This is a genomic window from Streptomyces sp. Edi2, from assembly GCF_040253635.1.
In the GTDB taxonomy this organism is placed as follows: domain Bacteria; phylum Actinomycetota; class Actinomycetes; order Streptomycetales; family Streptomycetaceae; genus Streptomyces.
Genome location: NZ_JBEJGX010000003.1, coordinates 3,460,284 through 3,478,245 on the forward strand (window position 1 = coordinate 3,460,284; position 17,962 = coordinate 3,478,245).

Below are 17,962 nucleotides of genomic sequence, written 5' to 3' on the forward strand. Positions count from 1 at the left end.
TGCTGATGCCGTCGTCGTGCGCTGATTTCGTTGTGCGGTGATGTCGTCGTGCGCTGACCTACGCGCTCGCCTCCGGGTCAGAGCCGGGCGATGTCCCCTACCGGGAAGCGCGGGGCGCGGCGCGGTGGGACGCGGCCGGACAGCAGGATCAGCCGGGCCGCGCGGTGCCGCTGGCCCTCGTAGGGGGCGAGGAGTTCGAGCATCTGCGCGTCGGTGGTGCCGCGGCGGCCGGTGAGGGCGTAGCCGATGATCTTCGGCAGATGCAGGTCGCCGACCGTGATCGCGTCCGGTGCGCCGAGGGTGCGCTGGAGGGTTTCGGCGGCGGTCCAGGGGCCGATGCCCGGCAGGGCCGTCAGCCGCCGGGTGGCGTCCGCGAGGTCCATCCGCGCGGCCTCCTCCATGCGGCGGGCGGCACGCACCGCGCGCAGGATCGTGTCCGAGCGCTTGGCGTCGACGCCCGCGCGGTGCCACTCCCAGGAGGGGATCAGCGCCCAGCCGCGCGGATCCGGCATCACCCGCATCCGGTCCCAGGGGCCGGGGGCGGGCTCGCCGTGCCGCTGGAGCAGGAGCCGCCAGGCGCGGTAGGCCTCGTCGCTGGTGACCTTCTGCTCCAGGATCGAGGGGATCAGCGACTCCAGGACCAGACCGGTCCTCGCGAGCCGGACGCCGGGGTGACGGCGGCGGGCCTCATGGACGATGCGGTGCCGCGCGGTGAGTTCGGCCGGTTCGTCACCCGCTCCCAGCAGGTCGGGTAGCCGGTCCAGCAGCCAGTCGGCGCCCGGGCCCCAGGCCTCGGCCTCGATGCCGCCGGTGGAGGGGCGGGCGGCGAGCCGCAGCGTGCCGGGGCCCTGCGGCGTACGGCAGGCCCGCCACAGCTCGTTGCCGCGCACCGCGAACGCGGGGTCGCCGGGGCCGCGCTGCAGCACACCCAGCGTGCGGTGCAGGTCGAACGGGCCGGGCGGAAGCCAGGTACGGGTGGGCATGCGGCCAGGCTAGGCGATGCGGCCGGGGCGGTGCCGGGGCCTGTGGACAACGACGGGCCGGGCCCGGTGAGCGGTCCACCGGGCTGCCGGTCTCCAGGGCTGCCCGTCTCCGGGGCTGCCGGGGCTACCGAGTTGCCGGCCCACGGGTCACCGGCCCGCCGCCTTCCGGCCCACCGGCTCCTGGCCCTCCCGCTACTGGTCGGAGGAGAAGCGCACCGACGCGGCCGGGATGTCGGCGTCGCACCAGATGCGGATGCCGCCGCGCAGCTCGTTGTCGGCGCCGATCCGTGCGCCGTCGCCGATGACCGCACCGTCCAGGACCGTACGGGCCCCGATGCGCGCGCCGGCGCCGATCAGCGAGTCACGGATCTGGGCGCCCTCCTCGATGACCGCACCGTCGAGGACGGCACTGCCCTCGATCCGGGCGCCGGCGCCGATGACTGCGCGCGACCCGACGACGGTGCCGCCGGTGAGCTTGGCGTCGTCGGCGACCTCGGCGGTCTCCAGGACCAGGCGGTCCCCGCGGCGGCCGGGCACCGCCGGGGACGGGGCGCGGCCCAGGACCAGGTCGGCGGAGCCGCGGACGAAGGCCTGCGGGGTGCCGAGGTCGAGCCAGTACGTGGAGTCGACCATGCCCTGGAGGTGGGCGCCCTCGGCGAGCAGGCCGGGGAAGGTCTCGCGTTCGACGGAGACCGGGCGTCCGGCCGGGATGGCGTCGATGACCGACCGGTTGAAGACATAGGCGCCGGCGTTGATCTGGTCGGTGACGATCTCTTCGGGGGTCTGGGGCTTCTCCAGGAAGGCGGTGACCCGGCCGGTGTCGTCGGTGGGCACCAGGCCGAAGGCGCGCGGGTCCTCGACCCGGGTGAGGTGCAGCGAGACATCGGCGCCGGAGGTGCGGTGGGTATCGACCAGGGCCGCGATGTCCAGGCCGGTGAGAATGTCACCGTTGAAGATCAGTACCGGCTCGTCGGGGGCGGAGTGCAGCCGCTCGGCGACATTGCGGATGGCGCCGCCGGTGCCCAGCGGCTCGTGCTCGGTGACGTACTCCAGGTGCAGGCCCAGCGCCGACCCGTCGCCGAAGTACGGCTCGAAGACCTCGGCGAGGTAGGAGGTGGCGAGGACGATGTGCTCGACGCCGGCGGCCCGGGCGCGGGCCAGCTGATGCGTGAGGAACGGCACGCCGGCCGCCGGGACCATGGGCTTGGGCGTATGCACCGTCAGCGGCCGCAGCCGCGTGCCCTTGCCGCCGACCAGGAGGATCGCTTCAGTCACTGTGTCCTCTGTTCGCTTCTCCGCCCGCCGGGCCCCTTCTGCCCGATGGCGGGCAAGGAGGGAGCAGCGGTGCGGCTCTCGTCGCCGACCTCAGCCCGGCGGCTGCACGTGCGACGCTCACGGGTGTCTTGTCTGCTTCCTGCTGGGGTCGGCCGATCGGCGGACCAGTGTAGGCAGACAGGGCATCCCGACGCCCCCGGCGGTGCGACCGGCCCCGTGCTGTTCAGGCCACGTGGCGGCGCGGGGCCGGGGCACGGACGTCCTGGCCGTGCGGGGCCACCCGGCGCCGCGACGGGGTCAGCGGCCCTGGAGCCCGGCCGCGGCGACCCGGGTGGCACCGAGCTTGTTGTAGAGGTGCAGGCCCGGGCAGTCGGTGGTGAAGCCGTCGCGGTGGCCGGAAATGACGTGCAGGGGGACCTTGGAGCCCTTGGGGAAGCGGTTGCCGCCGGCGGACAGCAGCTTCGTCATCTTGCGCGGATCGACCCCGTACAGGCCGAGCTTCCAGGCCGTCAGACGGGCGATGGCGTTGACGGCGGGCCGCGGCGGCTCGTCGTCGGTGAAGGTGCCGAGGACGGCGATGCCGGTGCTGTCGGCGTTGAAGCCGAGGGTGTGGGCGCCCATGACGGGCTTGGCGACGCCGCCCGCCCGGCCCTCGTAGACCGTGCCGCACTTGTCGATGAGGAAGTTGTAGCCGATGTCCCGCCAGCCGTTGCTCTTGACGTGGAAGCGGTACATGGCGCGGATCAGCGCGGGGGCCTCGTCGCAGCTGTAGTCGTTGCCGGAGCCGCTGTGGTGGACGAAGGCGGCGCGGACGGTGTCGGTATAGATGAAGGCCTTCTCCCGCAGGTCCTCATCGGCGCCCCAGCCCGCCCGGGTGACGATGCGCGGGCGCGCTCCGACGTAGGCGCGGTCCGGGGACAGCAGGCCCGCCGCGGCGAAATCGGCCAGGGAGGCGACCTGGTCGAGGGCCGGGATCTCGGTGGCACCGAGCGGGGCGAGCAGGGCGTTGGCGGCGGAGGCCGCGGCCGTGGCCGCCCCGGTGCCGACCGGGCCCGGCGGGCCGGCGTGCGCCCCGCGGAGGCCGCGCGGGGTCCGGCCGGGGTCGACGAGTTCCAGCCGCAGCCCGGCCGGGACGGTGGCCGGTGCGCGGTCGCTGCTCGCGGGGGTGATCCGCAGTTGGACGGCGTCGGAGTCGCCGACCCACAGCGGAGAGGTGCTGCCCCTGACGTCGCTGCCGTGCCGTTCGGCGGAGCCGAGGTCGGGGGCGTCGTCGTTGTGGACCTGGACGTCCTGCCAGCCGGACCAGCGGGTGGTGCCGGTGGCGCGGGTGCGGACCTGGACCCGGCCGTGCAGTGCGGCGGCGGCGTCGTCCCAGACCACCCCGAGGAGGGAGAACGGGTGCACGGTGCGGGCCGGCAGGCCCAGCGTGCCGGGCGCGGGCACCGTGGCGGAGTCACGGTCGGGGGCGTCGGGGGCGGCTGCGCCGGGCGTCGGCACCGGCAGGGACTGGGTGCTGCCGGGCGGCTCGGGGGTGCTCGTGGTGCGCGGCGCTGCGGCCGGGGCGGGGACGGCATGCGCACCGGCCGCCGGCGCGGAGGACAGGGCGAGGGCGGCGGTGCACACGGCGCCGAGGCAGGTCACGAGGAAAGGGCGCATGAATAAAATCCTGGACATGTCCGGACCGACGCGCCAACGGTGACCTGACGGGGCATCGGCCGATCCGGTGGCCGGTACTGCTGCGCCCGCCCCGCCGACGGCCGCCGCCGCGCGTACCCTGGCGGCGATGAACGCCACCGATCGCACCCCCGCCGACCTGCTGAGTTCCGCGCTCGCCGCGGACCCGGCCCGCCCGCTGGTGACCTTCTACGACGACGCCACCGGCGAGCGCGTGGAACTGTCCGTCGCGACCTTCGCCAATTGGGTGGCCAAGACCGCCAACTACCTCCAGGGCGATCTGGCCGCCGGGCCCGGCGACCGGCTCGCGCTGCTGCTGCCCGCGCACTGGCAGACCGCCGTCTGGCTGCTGGCCTGCTCCTCGGTAGGTGTGGTCGCGGAGGTGGACGGCGATCCGGCCGCCGCCGATGTCGTCGTCGCCGGGCCCGACCGGCTGGAGGCGGCGCGCGCCTGCTCCGGGGAGCGGGTGGCGCTGGCGCTGCGCCCGCTGGGCGGCCGTTTCCCGCAGCCGCCCGCGGGCTTCGCGGACTTCGCCGTCGAGGCGCCGGGCCAGGGCGACCGGTTCGCGCCGTTCGCGCCGGTGGATCCGGCGGACGTGGCACTGGTGGTGGGCGGCGAGGAGCTGACCGGCGCGGGCATCGGGGCGCGCGCCCTGGCCGACGCGGCGGCGGCCGGGATGCCGGAGGCGCCCCGGGTGCTGTCGGGACTGCCGTACGACACCTGGCAGGGCCTGTCGTACGGGCTCTACGCCCCGCTGGCGACCGGCGGTTCCGTGGTCCTGTGCCGCCACTCGGACCGGGCGGGCGCGGAGGCCGCGGCCACCCGGGAGACCAGCGAGAAGATCACGTACAAGGCGCCGTCACCGCACTGAGCACCGGGCGCGGTCCCTGAACCGGCCCACGGGCCGTCACCGCGCCGGGCACAGGGCTCCGTCACCGCACCGGGCGCACGGCTCCGTCTCCGCAGCGGGCCCGAGGTGCCGTCACCGCACCGGGCCAGGTGCCGTCACCGCACCGGGCACAGGCCTGCCGCCCCCGCCGTGCGGTCCTCCCCCGTCCGGCGGACCGGTGGCGCCCGTGGCGGGCCGGTTCGCCCGTTTCGGTCCAGGATCTTGAGTACGTACAACCATGCGCGGGGTTCGTCCGTCTCTTGTTCCGTCCGGGCCCTCGTGCGGCGCGACGCCGACTCCGTGAGGGATGGACGCACAGGTGACCGAGACCCCCGAGCCTCCACGGTTCACCGGCTGGGACGAACGCCCGGCCGGGGGGCCGGGATCGCGCCGGCCGGGGCCCTCGCGCACCCCGCGCCGCCCGCGGGGCTGGCGGGGCTGGGCGGCGCTGGGCATCACCGGTGTCATGCTGGCCGGGGCGGGCAGCGGCTGGGCGGTCTACGCCAAGCTCAACAGCAATATCCGCACCGACAGCGCCACCGAGAGGGAGCTGCGGAAGTGGGAGTCCGAACGGCCCCCGGCGGGTCCGCCGAACGCCGTGAACGTGCTGCTGATCGGCTCCGACAGCCGTAGTGGCGACAACCGCCAGTACGGCCACGACGACGGCCAGCGCTCGGACACCACGATGCTGCTGCACCTGGCGGCGGACCGGAAGAGCGCCACCGCGGTGAGCATCCCACGCGATCTGATGGTGGAGATGCCGCACTGCAAGCGCCCGGACGGCACGGAGACCGCACCGCGGAAGACCCAGTTCAACGGGGCGTTCGCGGTCGGCGGCCCGGCCTGCATGATCCGTACGGTCGAGAAGCTGACCGGTATCCGTATCGACCACTACTTGATCATCGACTTCGTCGGCTTCAAGAAGATGGTGGATGCGGTGGACGGCGTCGAGATCTGTCTGCCCCGGCCGGTCCACGACCCCGCGGCGCATCTCACCCTGCCCGCGGGGCGGCAGATCCTGCACGGTGAGGCCGCGCTCGGATTCGTCCGGGCCCGCAAGAGCCTGGGCAACGGCAGCGACACCCAGCGGATGCAGCGACAACAAGACTTTCTTGGCGCTCTCGTGAAGAAAGTGCAGAGCAATGGTGTGCTGCTCAATCCGACCCGGCTGTATCCGGTGCTGGATGCCGCGACGAGTTCACTGACCACGGACGCCGCGCTGGCTTCCCTGAAGGGGCTGTACGAATTGGTGCGCAGTACCCGCAGCATTCCCGCCGGCCGGGTCCAGTTCATGACCGTGCCGCGCCGGGAGTACCGCTACGATCCCAATCGCGACGAGCTGGTCCAGCCGGACGCCGGACGGCTCTTCGGGCAGTTGCACAGCGATCTTCCGGTGACCGTGAAACCCCCGCCCGGCACCGGGGAGAAGCCGGTCCGCACGGGAGCCGGAGCACCGGCAGGCCGGACGGACGAAACCCCCTCGCCGCCGGCGGGTCCGGGCCCGTCCATTCCCGGGACGACAGCGGGACACGGGGTCTGCGAATAAAGATGCCGCAAAGTACGGCCGGTGACGCGAATGGATTGGGCGGATTGCCCAGTTGTAGGAACGTGGAATTTGTCACGAGCGTCGCGGGGCGCTGAACTGGGCGGATAGTGTGAGCGATCCGGTCGCAGGACCAGCTGACCGATGACCATGCAATACACGATCGATCGACCGACCGAGCGCCTTGAGGGGATGGCGCCGCGTGGCACCGACGGAGGACTCAAGGCACCGTGGACGCGCAAGGCCGTGGGCGGGCGGGCGACAACAACGTCGATCCCGCCGATCAGTGGGTGTTCGACCCGAACACCGGCAACTACGAGCTGCGACTTGACCATGCCGGTCAAGCCGACGCTCGGCCCGCCGACCGCAAGCCGGCCGGCTCGAGACGTGCCGCGGGCAAGTCGGGCGGCGACACCGACACCCGGCCGCTGCCGACCCAGCGCGGCCGCCGGGGCGAGGACGCCGAGGGCGACGAGCCCGCCGGCGGCGGGCGGGCGGCCCGGCGGGCGGGCGGTGGCCGCACGGCATCCGCGGCGGCCGCGGGCCCGGCGAGCCGCCGCAAGCGCAAGCCGAAGGCGTCCGGGAAGAAGAAGGCGCTGTACTGGACGGCCGGTGTGGTGGGCTTCGTCCTCGTCGCCGGCTGCGGTGGCGCGTTCTACCTCTACCAGCAGCTGAACGGCAACATCTCCAAGGTCGACGTCGGTGTGGAGAACGACGCGGTCTCCGAGGGCCCGGTCAACGTCCTCATCATCGGGACGGACGCCCGCTCCGGGAAGGGCAACTCCGGCTACGGCGACGCCGGCAGCGTGGGGCACGCGGACACCACGATCCTGATGCACATCTCCAAGGACCGGACGAACGCCACCGCGCTGAGCATTCCGCGCGACATGATCACCGACATCCCGAGCTGCCCGACGAAGCAGAAGGACGGCTCGACGAAGAACATCCCCGGCGAGCACGGGGTGCGCTTCAACACCAGCCTGGGCCAGGAGGGCCGGGACCCCGGCTGCACCTGGCGCACCGTCGAGAAGATGACCGGGCTGAAGGTAAATCACTTCATGATGGCCGACTTCAACGCGGTCAAGGCGCTGTCCACCGCGGTCGACGGCGTCGAGGTGTGTGCGGGCAAGGACCTCAACGACCCCAAGTCGCACCTGAAGTTGAAGGCCGGCCGGCACATCGTCAAGGGCGAGCAGGCGCTGGCGTTCGTCCGTACCCGGCACGCCATCGGGTTCGGCAGCGACCTGGACCGGATCAAGATGCAGCAGCAGTTCCTCAGCTCGCTGATCCGCAAGCTCAAGTCCAGCGCCTTCAGCAGCCCCGGCAAGCTCTACGACGTCAGCCAGGCGGCGACCAAGGCGCTCACCGTCGACACCGGTATCGGTACCGCGAACAAGCTGCTGGACTTCGGGACCGACCTCAAGAAGGTCGACATCGACAAGGTCACCTTCGCCACGGTGCCGGTGCTGGACAACCCCGACGACCCGGCCACCGTCATCCTCAACAAGACCGCCGCGGACCCGCTGTTCGCGATGGTCCGGGCGGACCACACCCTGGCCAAGGGCAAGAAGGGCAAGGGCAAGAAGTCCGCTCCGGTGAAGAAGGCCCCGCCCGAGCAGGTGCGGGTCGATGTCACCAACGGTGGCGGACCGATCGGTTCGGCGCAGGAGACGGTGGACTGGCTGCAGAACTCCAAGGCCGCCAAGCTCTCCACCAACGCCGGCAACGCCCCGGCGAAGCTGGCCGCCACCCGCCTCGAATACGGGCCCAACCAGGCCGACCAGGCAGCCACTCTGGCCGACTGGATGGGACTGCCCAAGAGCGCGCTGAAGAAGTCGTCGCACAACGCCGGTGCCCGGGAGCCGATGAAGCTCACCCTCGGCAAGGACTTCAAGGCTCCGGGCACACCGATCGACGCGCCGACCGAAACCCCGGACGGGGTGCAGAACGTCAATGCAGATGACAAGAACGTCTGCGCGAAGTGATCTGAGCGGGCTCCGGCCGCCCCGCCGAGGCGCCGAACGCACCATCGGACTCATAACGGGGAGAGGGCCCAATGCGGCAGAGCAGTGTGCGCGGTGACCGATCACGCCGGCGGCGCCGGCCGGGTGCGCCGGACGCGCCGGATGCACAGGAGCGGGGCTGGGACGACGGGCTGTACGAGGACAAGGGCCTGCCGCCGGACGCTCCCGGCTGGACGCCCGCCGCGGGCGGGGACGCATCCGCCGGCGACGGTGACGGCGGCGGGACCGCGGAGGACGGCGGCCACCGCAAGGGGGGCCGGCCGCGCCGCGGCAAGGGCCGCAAGGTGCTGCGCTGGACCTCCCTGACCCTCGCCGTCCTCATAGTGGGCGGCGCGGGCGCCGGGTACTGGTACTACGAGCACCTCAACGCCAACCTCCGCAAGGCCCCGCGGTCCCTGGCCGGGGACGGTCTGAAGAAGCCGGATCCCAACGCCTTCGGGCAGAGCCCGCTGAACATCCTGCTGCTGGGCTCGGACGGCCGGAACAGCAAGAAGAACATCGAGCTCGGCGGTGCCCGGCAGGACGCGGACCGCAAGCCGCTCGCCGATGTGCAGATGCTGCTGCACGTCTCCGCGGACCGCAGCAATATGTCGGTGATCTCCATCCCGCGCGACACCCGGGTGACGATCCCGCAGTGCACCGACCCGAAGACCCACAAGGTCTATCCGCAGACCTCCGCGGCCATCAACCAGTCGCTCCAGCACGGCGGTCCGGGCTGCACGCTCGCCACCTGGCAGGAGCTGACCGGCATCTACATCGACCACTTCATGATGGTCGACTTCTCCGGCGTGGTGGACATGGCGGACGCCATCGGCGGCGTCCCGGTCTGTGTCGACAACAACGTCTACTCGCACGACAGCAAGGGCCACGGCAGCGGGCTCAAGCTCACCAAGGGCACCCACGCCGTCAAGGGCGTCCAGGCCCTGCAGTGGCTGCGCACCCGCTACGGCTTCGAGGACAACACCGACATCGGCCGGGCCAAGGCCCAGCACATGTACATGAACTCGATGGTCCGCCAGCTGAAGAAGGGCACCAAGCTCACCGACCCGGGGCAGCTGCGTGACCTGGCGGAGGCCGCGACCAAGGCGCTGACCGTCGACGACGGCCTCGACACCGTCAAGAAGCTCTACGACCTGGGCAGCGACCTCAACCGGGTGCCGGCCAAGCGCCTCACGATGGTCACCATGCCCTGGCAGTACAGTCCCGACGAGTCGTATGTCATGCCCAAGCCCGGCGACGCGGACGCGACCTTCGCGCTGCTGCGCAACGACACCGGGCTGGACGGCAAGGACAAGAAGAAAAAGCCGGCGCCGGACCCGAAGCCCTCAATTCCCAAGGGGCAGCTGAAGGTTGTGGTGCAGAACGGCACCAACAGCACGGTGAACGGCCCGGTCTCCGGCCGCGCGGCGGTCATCCAGCAGCGGCTGTCCGGCCTCGGCTACACCGCGGCAAGCACCGACTCCGCGCTCACCACCCAGGCCGACACCACCGTCACCTACCGGGACAAGGGGCAGCGGGGCGACGCGCTGGCGCTGGCGAAGGCGCTGGGACTGCCCAAGGGCGCGGTCCGGGAGTCGAGTTCGGCCACCGGGATGCAGCTGGTGGTCGGCAGCGACTGGCGCACCGGCTCGGCGTACCCGAAGCAGTCGGGCGAGGAGAAGGGCGCCGACAAGGCGCCGGACAGCGCCGATGCACTCAACGGCGAGGACTCCAAGGCCTGCATGAAGGTGAACCCGCAGTACAGCTTCTAGGCGGCTTCCGGGGGGGCGGCGGGCCGTGGGGCTTTCCTCTGCGGTGGCCTTCCCTGCAGGGGCATCCGCCTCCCCCTCCAGGGGCCTCCCATGCAAGGGGCGTTCCCCCGGTAGTGGTTTTTCCCCGCCGCCCACCCCCCTTCGGGGGGTGGGCGGGTGTGGAGGGGAGGTTCCCGAAGGCGTATGTGGAGCTTTGGGTGCCCTGGAGGGATTCCCCGGGGCCCCGGCCTACTCCGCGCTCGCCGTCCCGGCCGCTCCGGCCACCGGGGCCATGACCGCCGGGCGGCGGCTGGCGATGACCCTCTTGGCGAGCGAGCGGGGGCTGGTCAGGAAGCCCACGCCCCAGGCCATGTGCATGGTGGCCAGGGCGAGGGGGATCTGGGCGCGCGCCTTGAGCGACAGGCCCTTGCCGGCGCGCACCGACCCCGCGGCGATCGCCGCGAGATAGCCGCCCGGGACGATCAGCGCCCAGGGCGTGACCGTCGCACCGGCCACCAGGCCCGCCGCGATGGCGCACACCGCGGTCGGCGGCGCGAGGTAGCGCAGATTGATCGAACCGGCGTGGTAGCGGGCGACGACATGGCGCCACTTGCCGTAGTCCTTGTACTGCTTGGCCAGCGCCTTGACGCTCGGCCGCGGGCGGTACTGCACCCGCAGCTCGGGCGAGAACCAGATCTGCCCGCCGGCCTCACGGATACGGAAGTTCAGCTCCCAGTCCTGGGCGCGGATGAACTCCTCGTTGTAGCCGCCCTGCTGCTCCAGCACCTCGCGCCGGAAGACGCCGAGGAAGACGGTCTCGGCGGGCCCGGCCTGCCCTCCCGTGTGGAAGGCGGCGTTGCCCACGCCGATCTTGGAGGTCATCGCGGCGGCGACCGCGTCCTCCCAGGCGTTCTCCCCCTCGGCGTGCATGATGCCGCCGACGTTCGCGGCACCGGTCTCGTCCAGGAGGCGGACGGCGGTGGCGATGTAGTTCGGCGAGAGCATGCCGTGGCCGTCGACGCGGACCACGACCGGGTGCCGGGACGCCTTGATCGCGGCGTTCAGCGCGGCGGGGGTACGGCCGGTGGGGTTCGGCACGGTGTGCACCCGGGCGTCTTCGGCGACGAGCTCGGCGGCGATCTCATCCGTACGGTCCGTGGACGGACCGAGGGCGATCACCACCTCCATCTCACCGGCGTACTCCTGCTCCAGGATGTGCCGGACCGAATTGCGCAGGTGACGTTCCTCATTGAGCACCGGCATGATCACGGAGACGGCCGGGGGCTGCTGCTGCGGCATGGTTCCTCAGGGGTACGGCCCGCGGTGGAGCCGCCAGCGACGGCAGCGCCCGCCGGGAGACTGCAGTATCGCGCCTCACGTTACCGCGAATGGGGGACCGCGTCGGACGCAGCCGGGTGGCCGGGCGGCGGATGCCCGGCGTGTGGCGCCGTGCATCCGATCATATGGACCTACGGTGCTCTAGCCGGATTTGCCCCATAACTCCCCTTGCTCGCCCTCCCCTGTCGCCGCTCTTCCCCCACTCCTCCCCCCGCCCGTCCAGCCGCGGAGGTGTCCCCCGTGACCGCGCCGTTCCGCTCCCCCCGTCCGGCCAGGCGCCGTGCCGCCCGGCCGAACCCGCGCCGGCGCCCGCCCGGCCCGCGCTGGGGGCTGCGGATCGGCGCGGTCGCGTCCGTGCTGCTGCTGGCCGCGAGCGGTGTCGGGCACGCCGTGGTCACCGGCGTGGAGAGCGGCATCGGCCGGGTGGACGCCTTCACGGGCATGAGCAACCGGCCCGGAGGCGGCGACGGGCTGAACTTCCTGGTCGTCGGCACGGACGGGCGCGACAAGCTCACCCCCGGCGAGAAGCGGAGGTACCACCTCGGCGGCGCGCCCTGCCACTGCACCGACACCCTGATGCTGGTGCATCTCTCCGCCGACCGGGACCGCGCCAGCGTGGTCAGCCTCCCCCGCGACTCCTATGCCGAGGTCCCCGCGCACACGGACGCGGTCACCGGCCGGCCGCGCGCCCAGCACGCCATCAAGCTGAACGCTGCCTACGCCGAGGGCGGCCCCAGCCTCACCGTGCGGACCGTCGAGCACATGACGGGGGTGCACATCGACCACTATCTGGAGGTCGACTTCACCAGCTTCATGCGCAGCGTGGACGCGGTCGGCGGGGTGGAGGTCTGCACCGTACGGCCGCTGCGCGACAGCTATACGGGCCTGGATCTGCCGGTCGGAAAGTCGCGGCTGAGCGGCGGCCAGGCACTGCAGTACGTGCGCTCCCGGCATGTCGACGGCTCCGCCGACCTCGGCCGGATGCAGCGCCAGCAGCGCTTCCTCGCCTCCCTCATCCACAAGATCACCTCCTCCGGAGTGCTGTTGAACCCGATCCGCTTCCGGGACGTCGCGGACACGATGCTGGGATCCGTACGCGCCGACTCGGGCTTCGCGGCGGGCGACCTGGTCGATCTCGGGCAGGCGATGCGCGGCTTCACCCCCTCGTCCTCGGAGTTCACCTCCGTCCCGCTGCGCAATGTGGCCCAGCCGGTGCCCGGCGTCGGTTCGACCGTGCGGTGGGATCCGGTGCAGGCGCCGAAGCTCTTCCAGGCGATCCGCGAGGACAAGCCGCTCGCGGTGCACCGGGACCGCAAGGAGCCGCGGGCCAGGGTCGTGGACGTACCGCCGGGGCAGGTCCAGGTGCAGGTCGGCGACGGCAGCGAGCGGCCGGGACCGGATGCCGCGGTGGCCAGGGAACTGCATGCCACCGGGTTCGCCACCACCGGCGCGCCCGGCGCCTCCCCCCTCGGCAGGGCGCCGCGCACGGTCATCGCCTACGACCCGCGCTGGGACCGCTCGGCCCGCTCGCTGGCCGCCGCACTGCCGGGCGCCGAGCTGCGCCCGGTGGCCGGGCGGGGGCCGGTGATGCAGGTGACGGTCGGCCGGGACCACCAGGCCGTGCAGCGGGTACGGGCCGAGGAGCCGCCGCAGAAGCCGGGCGGCATCGCGGCGATCACCGGTGACGAGGCGGTGTGCACATGAGCGAGCGCACGGAGCTCCGTACCGGGAGGCGCGCGCCGCACGCAGGCGGGCCTCGCGCGGGCGCGCCGCACGCAGGCGGGACCGGGCGAGGCGAAACGTCGCGCGGGGCCGGGCGAAGCGAGGTGCCGGCATGAGCGTCCCCGCCCCCCGCCGCACCGCCGTCTCCCGGCCGCCCGCGCGCCGTCCGGACGCCCGCCGCGATGCCCGCCGGACCGTGGTGGCCGTCGCGGCGCTGTGCCTGGTCGCGGCCACCGCCGCCGCGGCGCCGCCGGCGCCGCCGGAACCGACCGGCTGCGGGGATCTGGTGCGCGGCCAGCTGTGTCTACGCGGTCCGGTGGGGGCCGACGGCACGTACACCGCGGCCTACCGGCGGCTCGGGGCGGCGAGCGGCCGGGACGAGATCATCGTGCGGCTCGGCTACCAGCGCAAGAACGACCGGATCACCGCCTTCCCCGGGTGGTTCGGCACCCGGCGGACGCAGGGCGGCGCGGTCGTGCTGAGCGGCCGGGTGGAGATGCTCGCGGACGAGTGCATCCGGGGCGTCATGGAGCGTGGCGAGACGGTCTATGTCACGAAGTGGAGCTGCAGCTGATGGCCTGGACGGCCTGAAAGGGGCGCATCGTGTGGCAGGTAGTGCTGGACGTCACCCCCACCGCGGTGACGCTCTTCCTGGTCCTGGGGCTGGCGGGGGCGATGGCGTTCGCCCTGTGGACGGCGCTCACCCCCGGCAGCACCGCGCCGCGCACCACGGCCCGGCTGCTGCTGGCCGGCTGGCTGCTGCTGTTCCTGGTGGTGACGCTCACGCCGAGCCAGCCGATCGGCTCCGGGGACGCGACGGTGTGGTGGCGGCCCGGTGAGGGGCTGTTCGATCTGGGGTCGCAGCTGGAGCCCGGGGAGCTGGCGATGCTGGTGCGGCGGCAGATCGCGACCGCCGCGCTGTTCGTGCCCGCGTCGCTGCTGCTGAGGTTTGCGGCGCCGCGCACCTCGGCCGCCGCGGCGTTCCTGCTGGGCGTGGGCCTGTGCCTGGTCGTCGAGACGGCACAGCTGCTGATGCGGGCCGGGCGGATCGCCGATATCGACGATGTGATCTGCGCGGCGGCGGGCACCGTGACGGGAGCGGGGCTGGCGCTGCTCGGGCAGCTGGCGGTCGCCGCTATGCGTCGTCGAGTCCTTCCGCGGCGCGCCGTTCGCGCAGCTCCATGATCGCGCGCCGCCGGGCGAGGCGGTGCGTCCGGCGGATCTGCGCCTCCTGGTAGCGGCGCCGGTCGCGCTCGGTCTCGGGGAGCACCGGCGGCACCCGGCGCGGCTTGCCCTGCTCGTCGACGGCGGCGAAGACCAGGTAGGCGGAGCCGACCTGCTGGGGCGGGCTGGATTCGTTCCAGCGCTCGGCCAGCACCCGTACGCCGACCTCCATCGAGGAGCGGCCGGTCCAGTTGACCTGGGCGCGGACGTGGATGAGATCGCCGATCCTGACCGGTTCGAGGAAGGCCATCTCGTCCATCGAGGCGGTGACGGCGGGCCCGCCGGAGTGGCGCCCGGCCACGGCGCCCGCCGCGTCGTCGACGAGCTTCATGATCACGCCGCCGTGCACCGTTCCGAGGAGGTTGGTGTCGCCGGCCGTCATGATGTGGCTGAGTGTGATGCGGGACACGGACGTGGGCTTGCCCACGATCTCGTCCTCGGCGCTGTCGGTGACGAGTTCGGTCATACAGCCAGCCTAAGCGGCGCCCGTACGGCCCCGCCCCATGCGGATCGTGAGACTGGTCTCGCCCTTTGCGCAGGTCCGTGACACGGGTCTCCCCTTCCCTGCCGGAAACGATCCGGAATGGTTGCTTCCATTCGTGCAGGTCGGAATGGTCACGGGCCCGTGCGGTATGCGGCGGACTGCCGCCGTAGCTTTGCATCAGCTCTGCAACAGCACTGGCCCGATCCGGCACCCGCTCTATGGAGGACCCCCGCGGGGCATGCACACTTCCTTCTATGAATCAGTGGCAAGGGGGCACCTCCCGTTCGAGCGGAGCCGAGAATGGGGGCGGGTGGTCCGGCGACCAGAGCGGCAACCGGTACGGACACGGCAGCGGCAGTGCCGAGCCGGAGGGTGCGCGCGCGATGCCACAGGTGCGTCGCGACGCGGGCCCCGGCTATCAGCGGCACGAGCCTCCGCTGCCGCAGTCGATGTCCCCGCGCCGGGGCGCGGCCGTGCCGCCGCAGCAGTCCCAGGGCTACGACGACGCCCACGACGGATACAACACCGGCCAGGTCTACGGCGGCGGCCGCGGTGGCGGTGACGGCTACGACGACGGCCGCGGCCGCGCCGGCCGGCCGCGCCCCCAGTGGGGCCGGCGCATCAAGTGGACGGTCATCGCCCTGGTCGCCGTGCTGGCGGTCGCCTCGGTGGCCACCTACTTCTGGGCCGACGGCAAGCTCCGCCGCAAGGTGGACCTGAGCAAGGTCATCGACCGGCCGGCGACGGGTGACGGCACGAACTACCTGATCGTCGGCTCGGACAGCCGTGAGGGCATGTCCGCCGCGGACAAGCAGAAGCTGCACACCGGCTCCGCCGAGGGCAAGCGCACCGACTCCATGATGATCCTGCACGACGGCAGCAACGGCCCGACACTGATATCCCTGCCGCGCGACTCGGACGTGGAGATACCCACCTACATCGGCTCGTCCTCCGGCAAGAAGTACCCGGGCACCGGACGGCACACCAAGCTCAACGCGGCCTACGCCGAGGACGGCCCGGAGCTGCTGGTGCGCACCGTCGAGTACAACACCAAGCTGCACATCGACCACTACGTCGAGATCGGCTTCGCCGGCTTCGCCAACATCGTGGACGCCATCGGCGGCGTCGAGATGGACATCCCCAAGGCGTTCAAGGACAAGAACTCCGGCGCCGACTTCCCGGCCGGCAAGCAGACGCTCAACGGCCAGCAGGCGCTCGCCTTCGTCCGCACCCGGCACGCCTTCGCCGGCCAGGACCTGGACCGTACGAAGAACCAGCAGAAGTTCCTGGCGACCCTGGCGAGCCAGACCGCCACCCCCGGCACGGTCCTCAACCCCTTCAAGCTCTACCCGACCATGGGCGCCGGCCTGGACACGCTCATCGTCGACAAGGACATGAGCCTGTGGTCCCTGGGCAACATGTTCTTCGCGATGAAGGGCGTCACCGGCGGTGAGGGCAAGTCGATGAACATGCCGATCTCCGGCTCCACCGGCGGCAACCTGGTCTGGGACAAGGCCAAGCTCCGCCAGCTGGTCCAGCAGCTGAACAACGATGAGAAGGTCACGGTCTCCGGCAACTGACCGGAGACCCGGACCACGAAGACACGAAGAGGGGCCCTGGACCGCTGCTGCGGTCCGGGGCCCCTCTCCTGTGCCCGGGCCTGTCTCCTGCGCCCGTGGCCTGCTTACTGCGGCAGGTTGCGCGCCATCACGATCCGCTGGACCTGGTTGGTGCCCTCGTAGATCTGGGTGATCTTGGCGTCGCGCATCATCCGCTCGACGGGGTAGTCACGGGTGTAGCCGTAGCCGCCGAGCAGTTGGACGGCGTCCGTGGTGATCTCCATGGCGGCGTCCGAGGCATAGCACTTGGCCGCGGCGCCGAAGAACGTCAGGTCCTCGTTCTTGCCGCCGGCCGAGATCCGCTCGGAGCGGGCGGCCGCGGCGTAGGTGAGCTGACGGGCCGCCTCCACCTTCATGGCCATGTCGGCGAGCATGAACTGGACGCCCTGGAAGTCGCCGATCGGCTTGCCGAACTGCTTGCGCTCCTGGACGTAGCCCTTGGCGTAGTCCAGGGCGCCCTGGGCGATGCCGAGGGCCTGGGCCGCGATGGTGATGCGGGTGTGGTCCAGGGTCTTCATGGCGGTGGCGAAGCCGGTGCCCTCGGCGCCGATCATGCGGTCGGCGGGGATCCGGACGTTGTCGAGGTAGACCTCGCGGGTCGGGGAGCCCTTGATGCCGAGCTTCTTCTCCGGGGCGCCGAACGAGACCCCCTCGTCGCCCTTCTCGACGACGAAGGCCGAGATGCCCTTGGAGCGCTTCTCCGGGTCGGTGACGGCCATCACCGTGTAGGAGTCGCTGACGCCGGCGTTGGTGATCCAGCGCTTGACGCCGTTGAGGATGTAGTGGTCGCCGTCGCGGACGGCCTTGGTCTTCATACCGGCCGCGTCGGAGCCGGCGTCCGGCTCGCTGAGGCAGTACGAGAACATCGTGTCGCCCTTGGCCAGCGGGCCCAGGTACTTCGCCTTCAGCTCCTCGGAGCCGGAGAGGATCACCGGGAGCGAGCCGAGCTTGTTGACCGCCGGTATGAGGGAGGACGAACCGCAGACGCGGGCCACCTCCTCGATGACGATGACGGTCGCCAGCGCGTCGGCGCCGGCACCGCCGTAGGCCTCCGGTACGTGGACGGCGTGCAGGTCGTTGGCGACCAGCGCGTCGAGCGCCTCCTGCGGGAAGCGGGCCTCCTCGTCCACCGCGGCGGCGAACGGCGCGATTTTCGCCTCGGCGAGCGAGCGCACCGACTCGCGGAGCATGTCGTGCTCCTCGGACGGCCGGTACAGATCGAAATCAGCGGTTCCCGCCACGCTTTCTCACTCCCCTGTGAGCTGTCGGCAGTGCTAACTACCGTTAAGTAACCCTTTACCTCTCCGGATTCTAGGCGCCGGGCCCTGCCTGCGGATACGTGAGGTTGCCGACAGTTACAGACCTGCCCGCCCGACGACTGGAGATGGCCCTTCCGGGCCCGACTATGCTCGGTCAGCGCCGTTTTCCCCAGCGAAGTGACCCGACCAACCCCGCAG

The 17,962-nt window shown here is 72.0% G+C and carries 14 protein-coding genes; 8 read left to right on the plus strand and 6 right to left on the minus strand.

Translation table 11 applies throughout. The annotated features are described in order from the left end of the window. Window positions 1-77 precede the first annotated feature (77 nt). From ABR737_RS18500 to ABR737_RS18510, 3 genes are all read right to left on the minus strand, one after another. Complete coding sequence (locus tag ABR737_RS18500) at window positions 78-983, minus strand: DNA-3-methyladenine glycosylase family protein (protein WP_350251264.1); 906 nt, start codon at window positions 981-983, stop codon at window positions 78-80. A gap of 192 nt (window positions 984-1,175) precedes the next feature. Then, complete coding sequence (gene manB, locus ABR737_RS18505; protein WP_350251265.1) at window positions 1,176-2,258, minus strand: mannose-1-phosphate guanylyltransferase; 1,083 nt, start codon at window positions 2,256-2,258, stop codon at window positions 1,176-1,178. A gap of 297 nt (window positions 2,259-2,555) precedes the next feature. Beyond that, complete coding sequence (locus ABR737_RS18510; RefSeq protein ID WP_350251266.1) at window positions 2,556-3,914, minus strand: peptidoglycan recognition protein family protein; 1,359 nt, start codon at window positions 3,912-3,914, stop codon at window positions 2,556-2,558. A 127-nt stretch (window positions 3,915-4,041) separates the two neighbouring features. On the opposite strand from ABR737_RS18510, the gene ABR737_RS18515 reads away from it, so the two are divergent. The 4 genes from ABR737_RS18515 to ABR737_RS18530 all read left to right on the plus strand — a co-directional run bounded on the left by ABR737_RS18515 (window position 4,042) and on the right by ABR737_RS18530 (window position 10,139). Next, entirely contained in the window at window positions 4,042-4,803 is a 762-nt protein-coding gene (locus ABR737_RS18515) for a TIGR03089 family protein (protein WP_350251267.1), read from the plus strand. Window positions 4,804-5,140: 337 nt separating this feature from the next. After that, a complete protein-coding gene (locus ABR737_RS18520; RefSeq protein ID WP_502964340.1) occupies window positions 5,141-6,367 on the plus strand; it encodes an LCP family protein in 1,227 nt (408 codons plus the stop codon). 227 nt (window positions 6,368-6,594) lie between these two features. Further along, window positions 6,595-8,349, plus strand: coding sequence for an LCP family protein (locus ABR737_RS18525; RefSeq protein WP_350251269.1), 1,755 nt, complete (start codon window positions 6,595-6,597; stop codon window positions 8,347-8,349). 71 nt (window positions 8,350-8,420) lie between these two features. Continuing rightward, window positions 8,421-10,139: an LCP family protein gene (locus ABR737_RS18530; protein ID WP_350251270.1), complete on the plus strand. Its 1,719-nt coding sequence runs from the start codon at window positions 8,421-8,423 to the stop codon at window positions 10,137-10,139. A 228-nt stretch (window positions 10,140-10,367) separates the two neighbouring features. On the opposite strand, the gene ABR737_RS18535 is transcribed toward ABR737_RS18530, so the two are convergent. Beyond that, entirely contained in the window at window positions 10,368-11,417 is a 1,050-nt protein-coding gene (locus ABR737_RS18535) for a glycosyltransferase family 2 protein (RefSeq protein ID WP_350251271.1), read from the minus strand. Between the two features lie 279 nt (window positions 11,418-11,696). Between ABR737_RS18535 and ABR737_RS18540 the strand changes: the two genes are divergently transcribed. The 3 genes from ABR737_RS18540 (at window position 11,697) to ABR737_RS18550 (ending at window position 14,363) form a co-directional block, all read left to right on the plus strand. Further along, window positions 11,697-13,160 carry an LCP family protein gene (locus ABR737_RS18540; RefSeq protein WP_350251272.1) on the plus strand — a complete coding sequence of 488 codons (1,464 nt, stop codon included), beginning with the start codon at window positions 11,697-11,699 and terminating at the stop codon, window positions 13,158-13,160. A gap of 130 nt (window positions 13,161-13,290) precedes the next feature. Next, on the plus strand, window positions 13,291-13,752 hold the full coding sequence (locus ABR737_RS18545) for a hypothetical protein (RefSeq protein WP_350251273.1): 462 nt from the start codon (window positions 13,291-13,293) through the stop codon (window positions 13,750-13,752). Between the two features lie 29 nt (window positions 13,753-13,781). After that, on the plus strand, window positions 13,782-14,363 hold the full coding sequence (locus ABR737_RS18550; protein ID WP_350251274.1) for a VanZ family protein: 582 nt from the start codon (window positions 13,782-13,784) through the stop codon (window positions 14,361-14,363). Here ABR737_RS18550 and ABR737_RS18555 read toward each other — a convergent pair. Further along, window positions 14,314-14,868: an acyl-CoA thioesterase gene (locus ABR737_RS18555; protein WP_350251275.1), complete on the minus strand. Its 555-nt coding sequence runs from the start codon at window positions 14,866-14,868 to the stop codon at window positions 14,314-14,316. The two genes, ABR737_RS18550 and ABR737_RS18555, sit on opposite strands and share 50 nt — an antisense overlap. A gap of 272 nt (window positions 14,869-15,140) precedes the next feature. Between ABR737_RS18555 and ABR737_RS18560 the strand changes: the two genes are divergently transcribed. Next, window positions 15,141-16,466 (plus strand): LCP family protein, encoded by a 1,326-nt coding sequence (locus ABR737_RS18560; RefSeq protein WP_350251276.1) that lies wholly within the window; start codon window positions 15,141-15,143, stop codon window positions 16,464-16,466. A 104-nt stretch (window positions 16,467-16,570) separates the two neighbouring features. Here ABR737_RS18560 and ABR737_RS18565 read toward each other — a convergent pair whose 3' ends face one another. Then, complete coding sequence (locus ABR737_RS18565) at window positions 16,571-17,746, minus strand: acyl-CoA dehydrogenase family protein (protein ID WP_350251277.1); 1,176 nt, start codon at window positions 17,744-17,746, stop codon at window positions 16,571-16,573. Window positions 17,747-17,962: the final 216 nt, after the last annotated feature.

What these genes read in the sequence shown, in the direction of transcription:
- ABR737_RS18500 (WP_350251264.1), bottom strand. Translation starts at nt 983, where the DNA reads ATGCCCACCCGTACCTGGCTTCCGCCCGGCCCGTTCGACCTGCACCGC.
- ABR737_RS18510 (WP_350251266.1), bottom strand. Translation starts at nt 3,914, where the DNA reads ATGCGCCCTTTCCTCGTGACCTGCCTCGGCGCCGTGTGCACCGCCGCC.
- ABR737_RS18515 (WP_350251267.1), top strand. Translation starts at nt 4,042, where the DNA reads ATGAACGCCACCGATCGCACCCCCGCCGACCTGCTGAGTTCCGCGCTC.
- ABR737_RS18530 (WP_350251270.1), top strand. Translation starts at nt 8,421, where the DNA reads ATGCGGCAGAGCAGTGTGCGCGGTGACCGATCACGCCGGCGGCGCCGG.
- ABR737_RS18535 (WP_350251271.1), bottom strand. Translation starts at nt 11,417, where the DNA reads ATGCCGCAGCAGCAGCCCCCGGCCGTCTCCGTGATCATGCCGGTGCTC.
- ABR737_RS18545 (WP_350251273.1), top strand. Translation starts at nt 13,291, where the DNA reads ATGAGCGTCCCCGCCCCCCGCCGCACCGCCGTCTCCCGGCCGCCCGCG.
- ABR737_RS18555 (WP_350251275.1), bottom strand. Translation starts at nt 14,868, where the DNA reads ATGACCGAACTCGTCACCGACAGCGCCGAGGACGAGATCGTGGGCAAG.
- ABR737_RS18560 (WP_350251276.1), top strand. Translation starts at nt 15,141, where the DNA reads ATGAATCAGTGGCAAGGGGGCACCTCCCGTTCGAGCGGAGCCGAGAAT.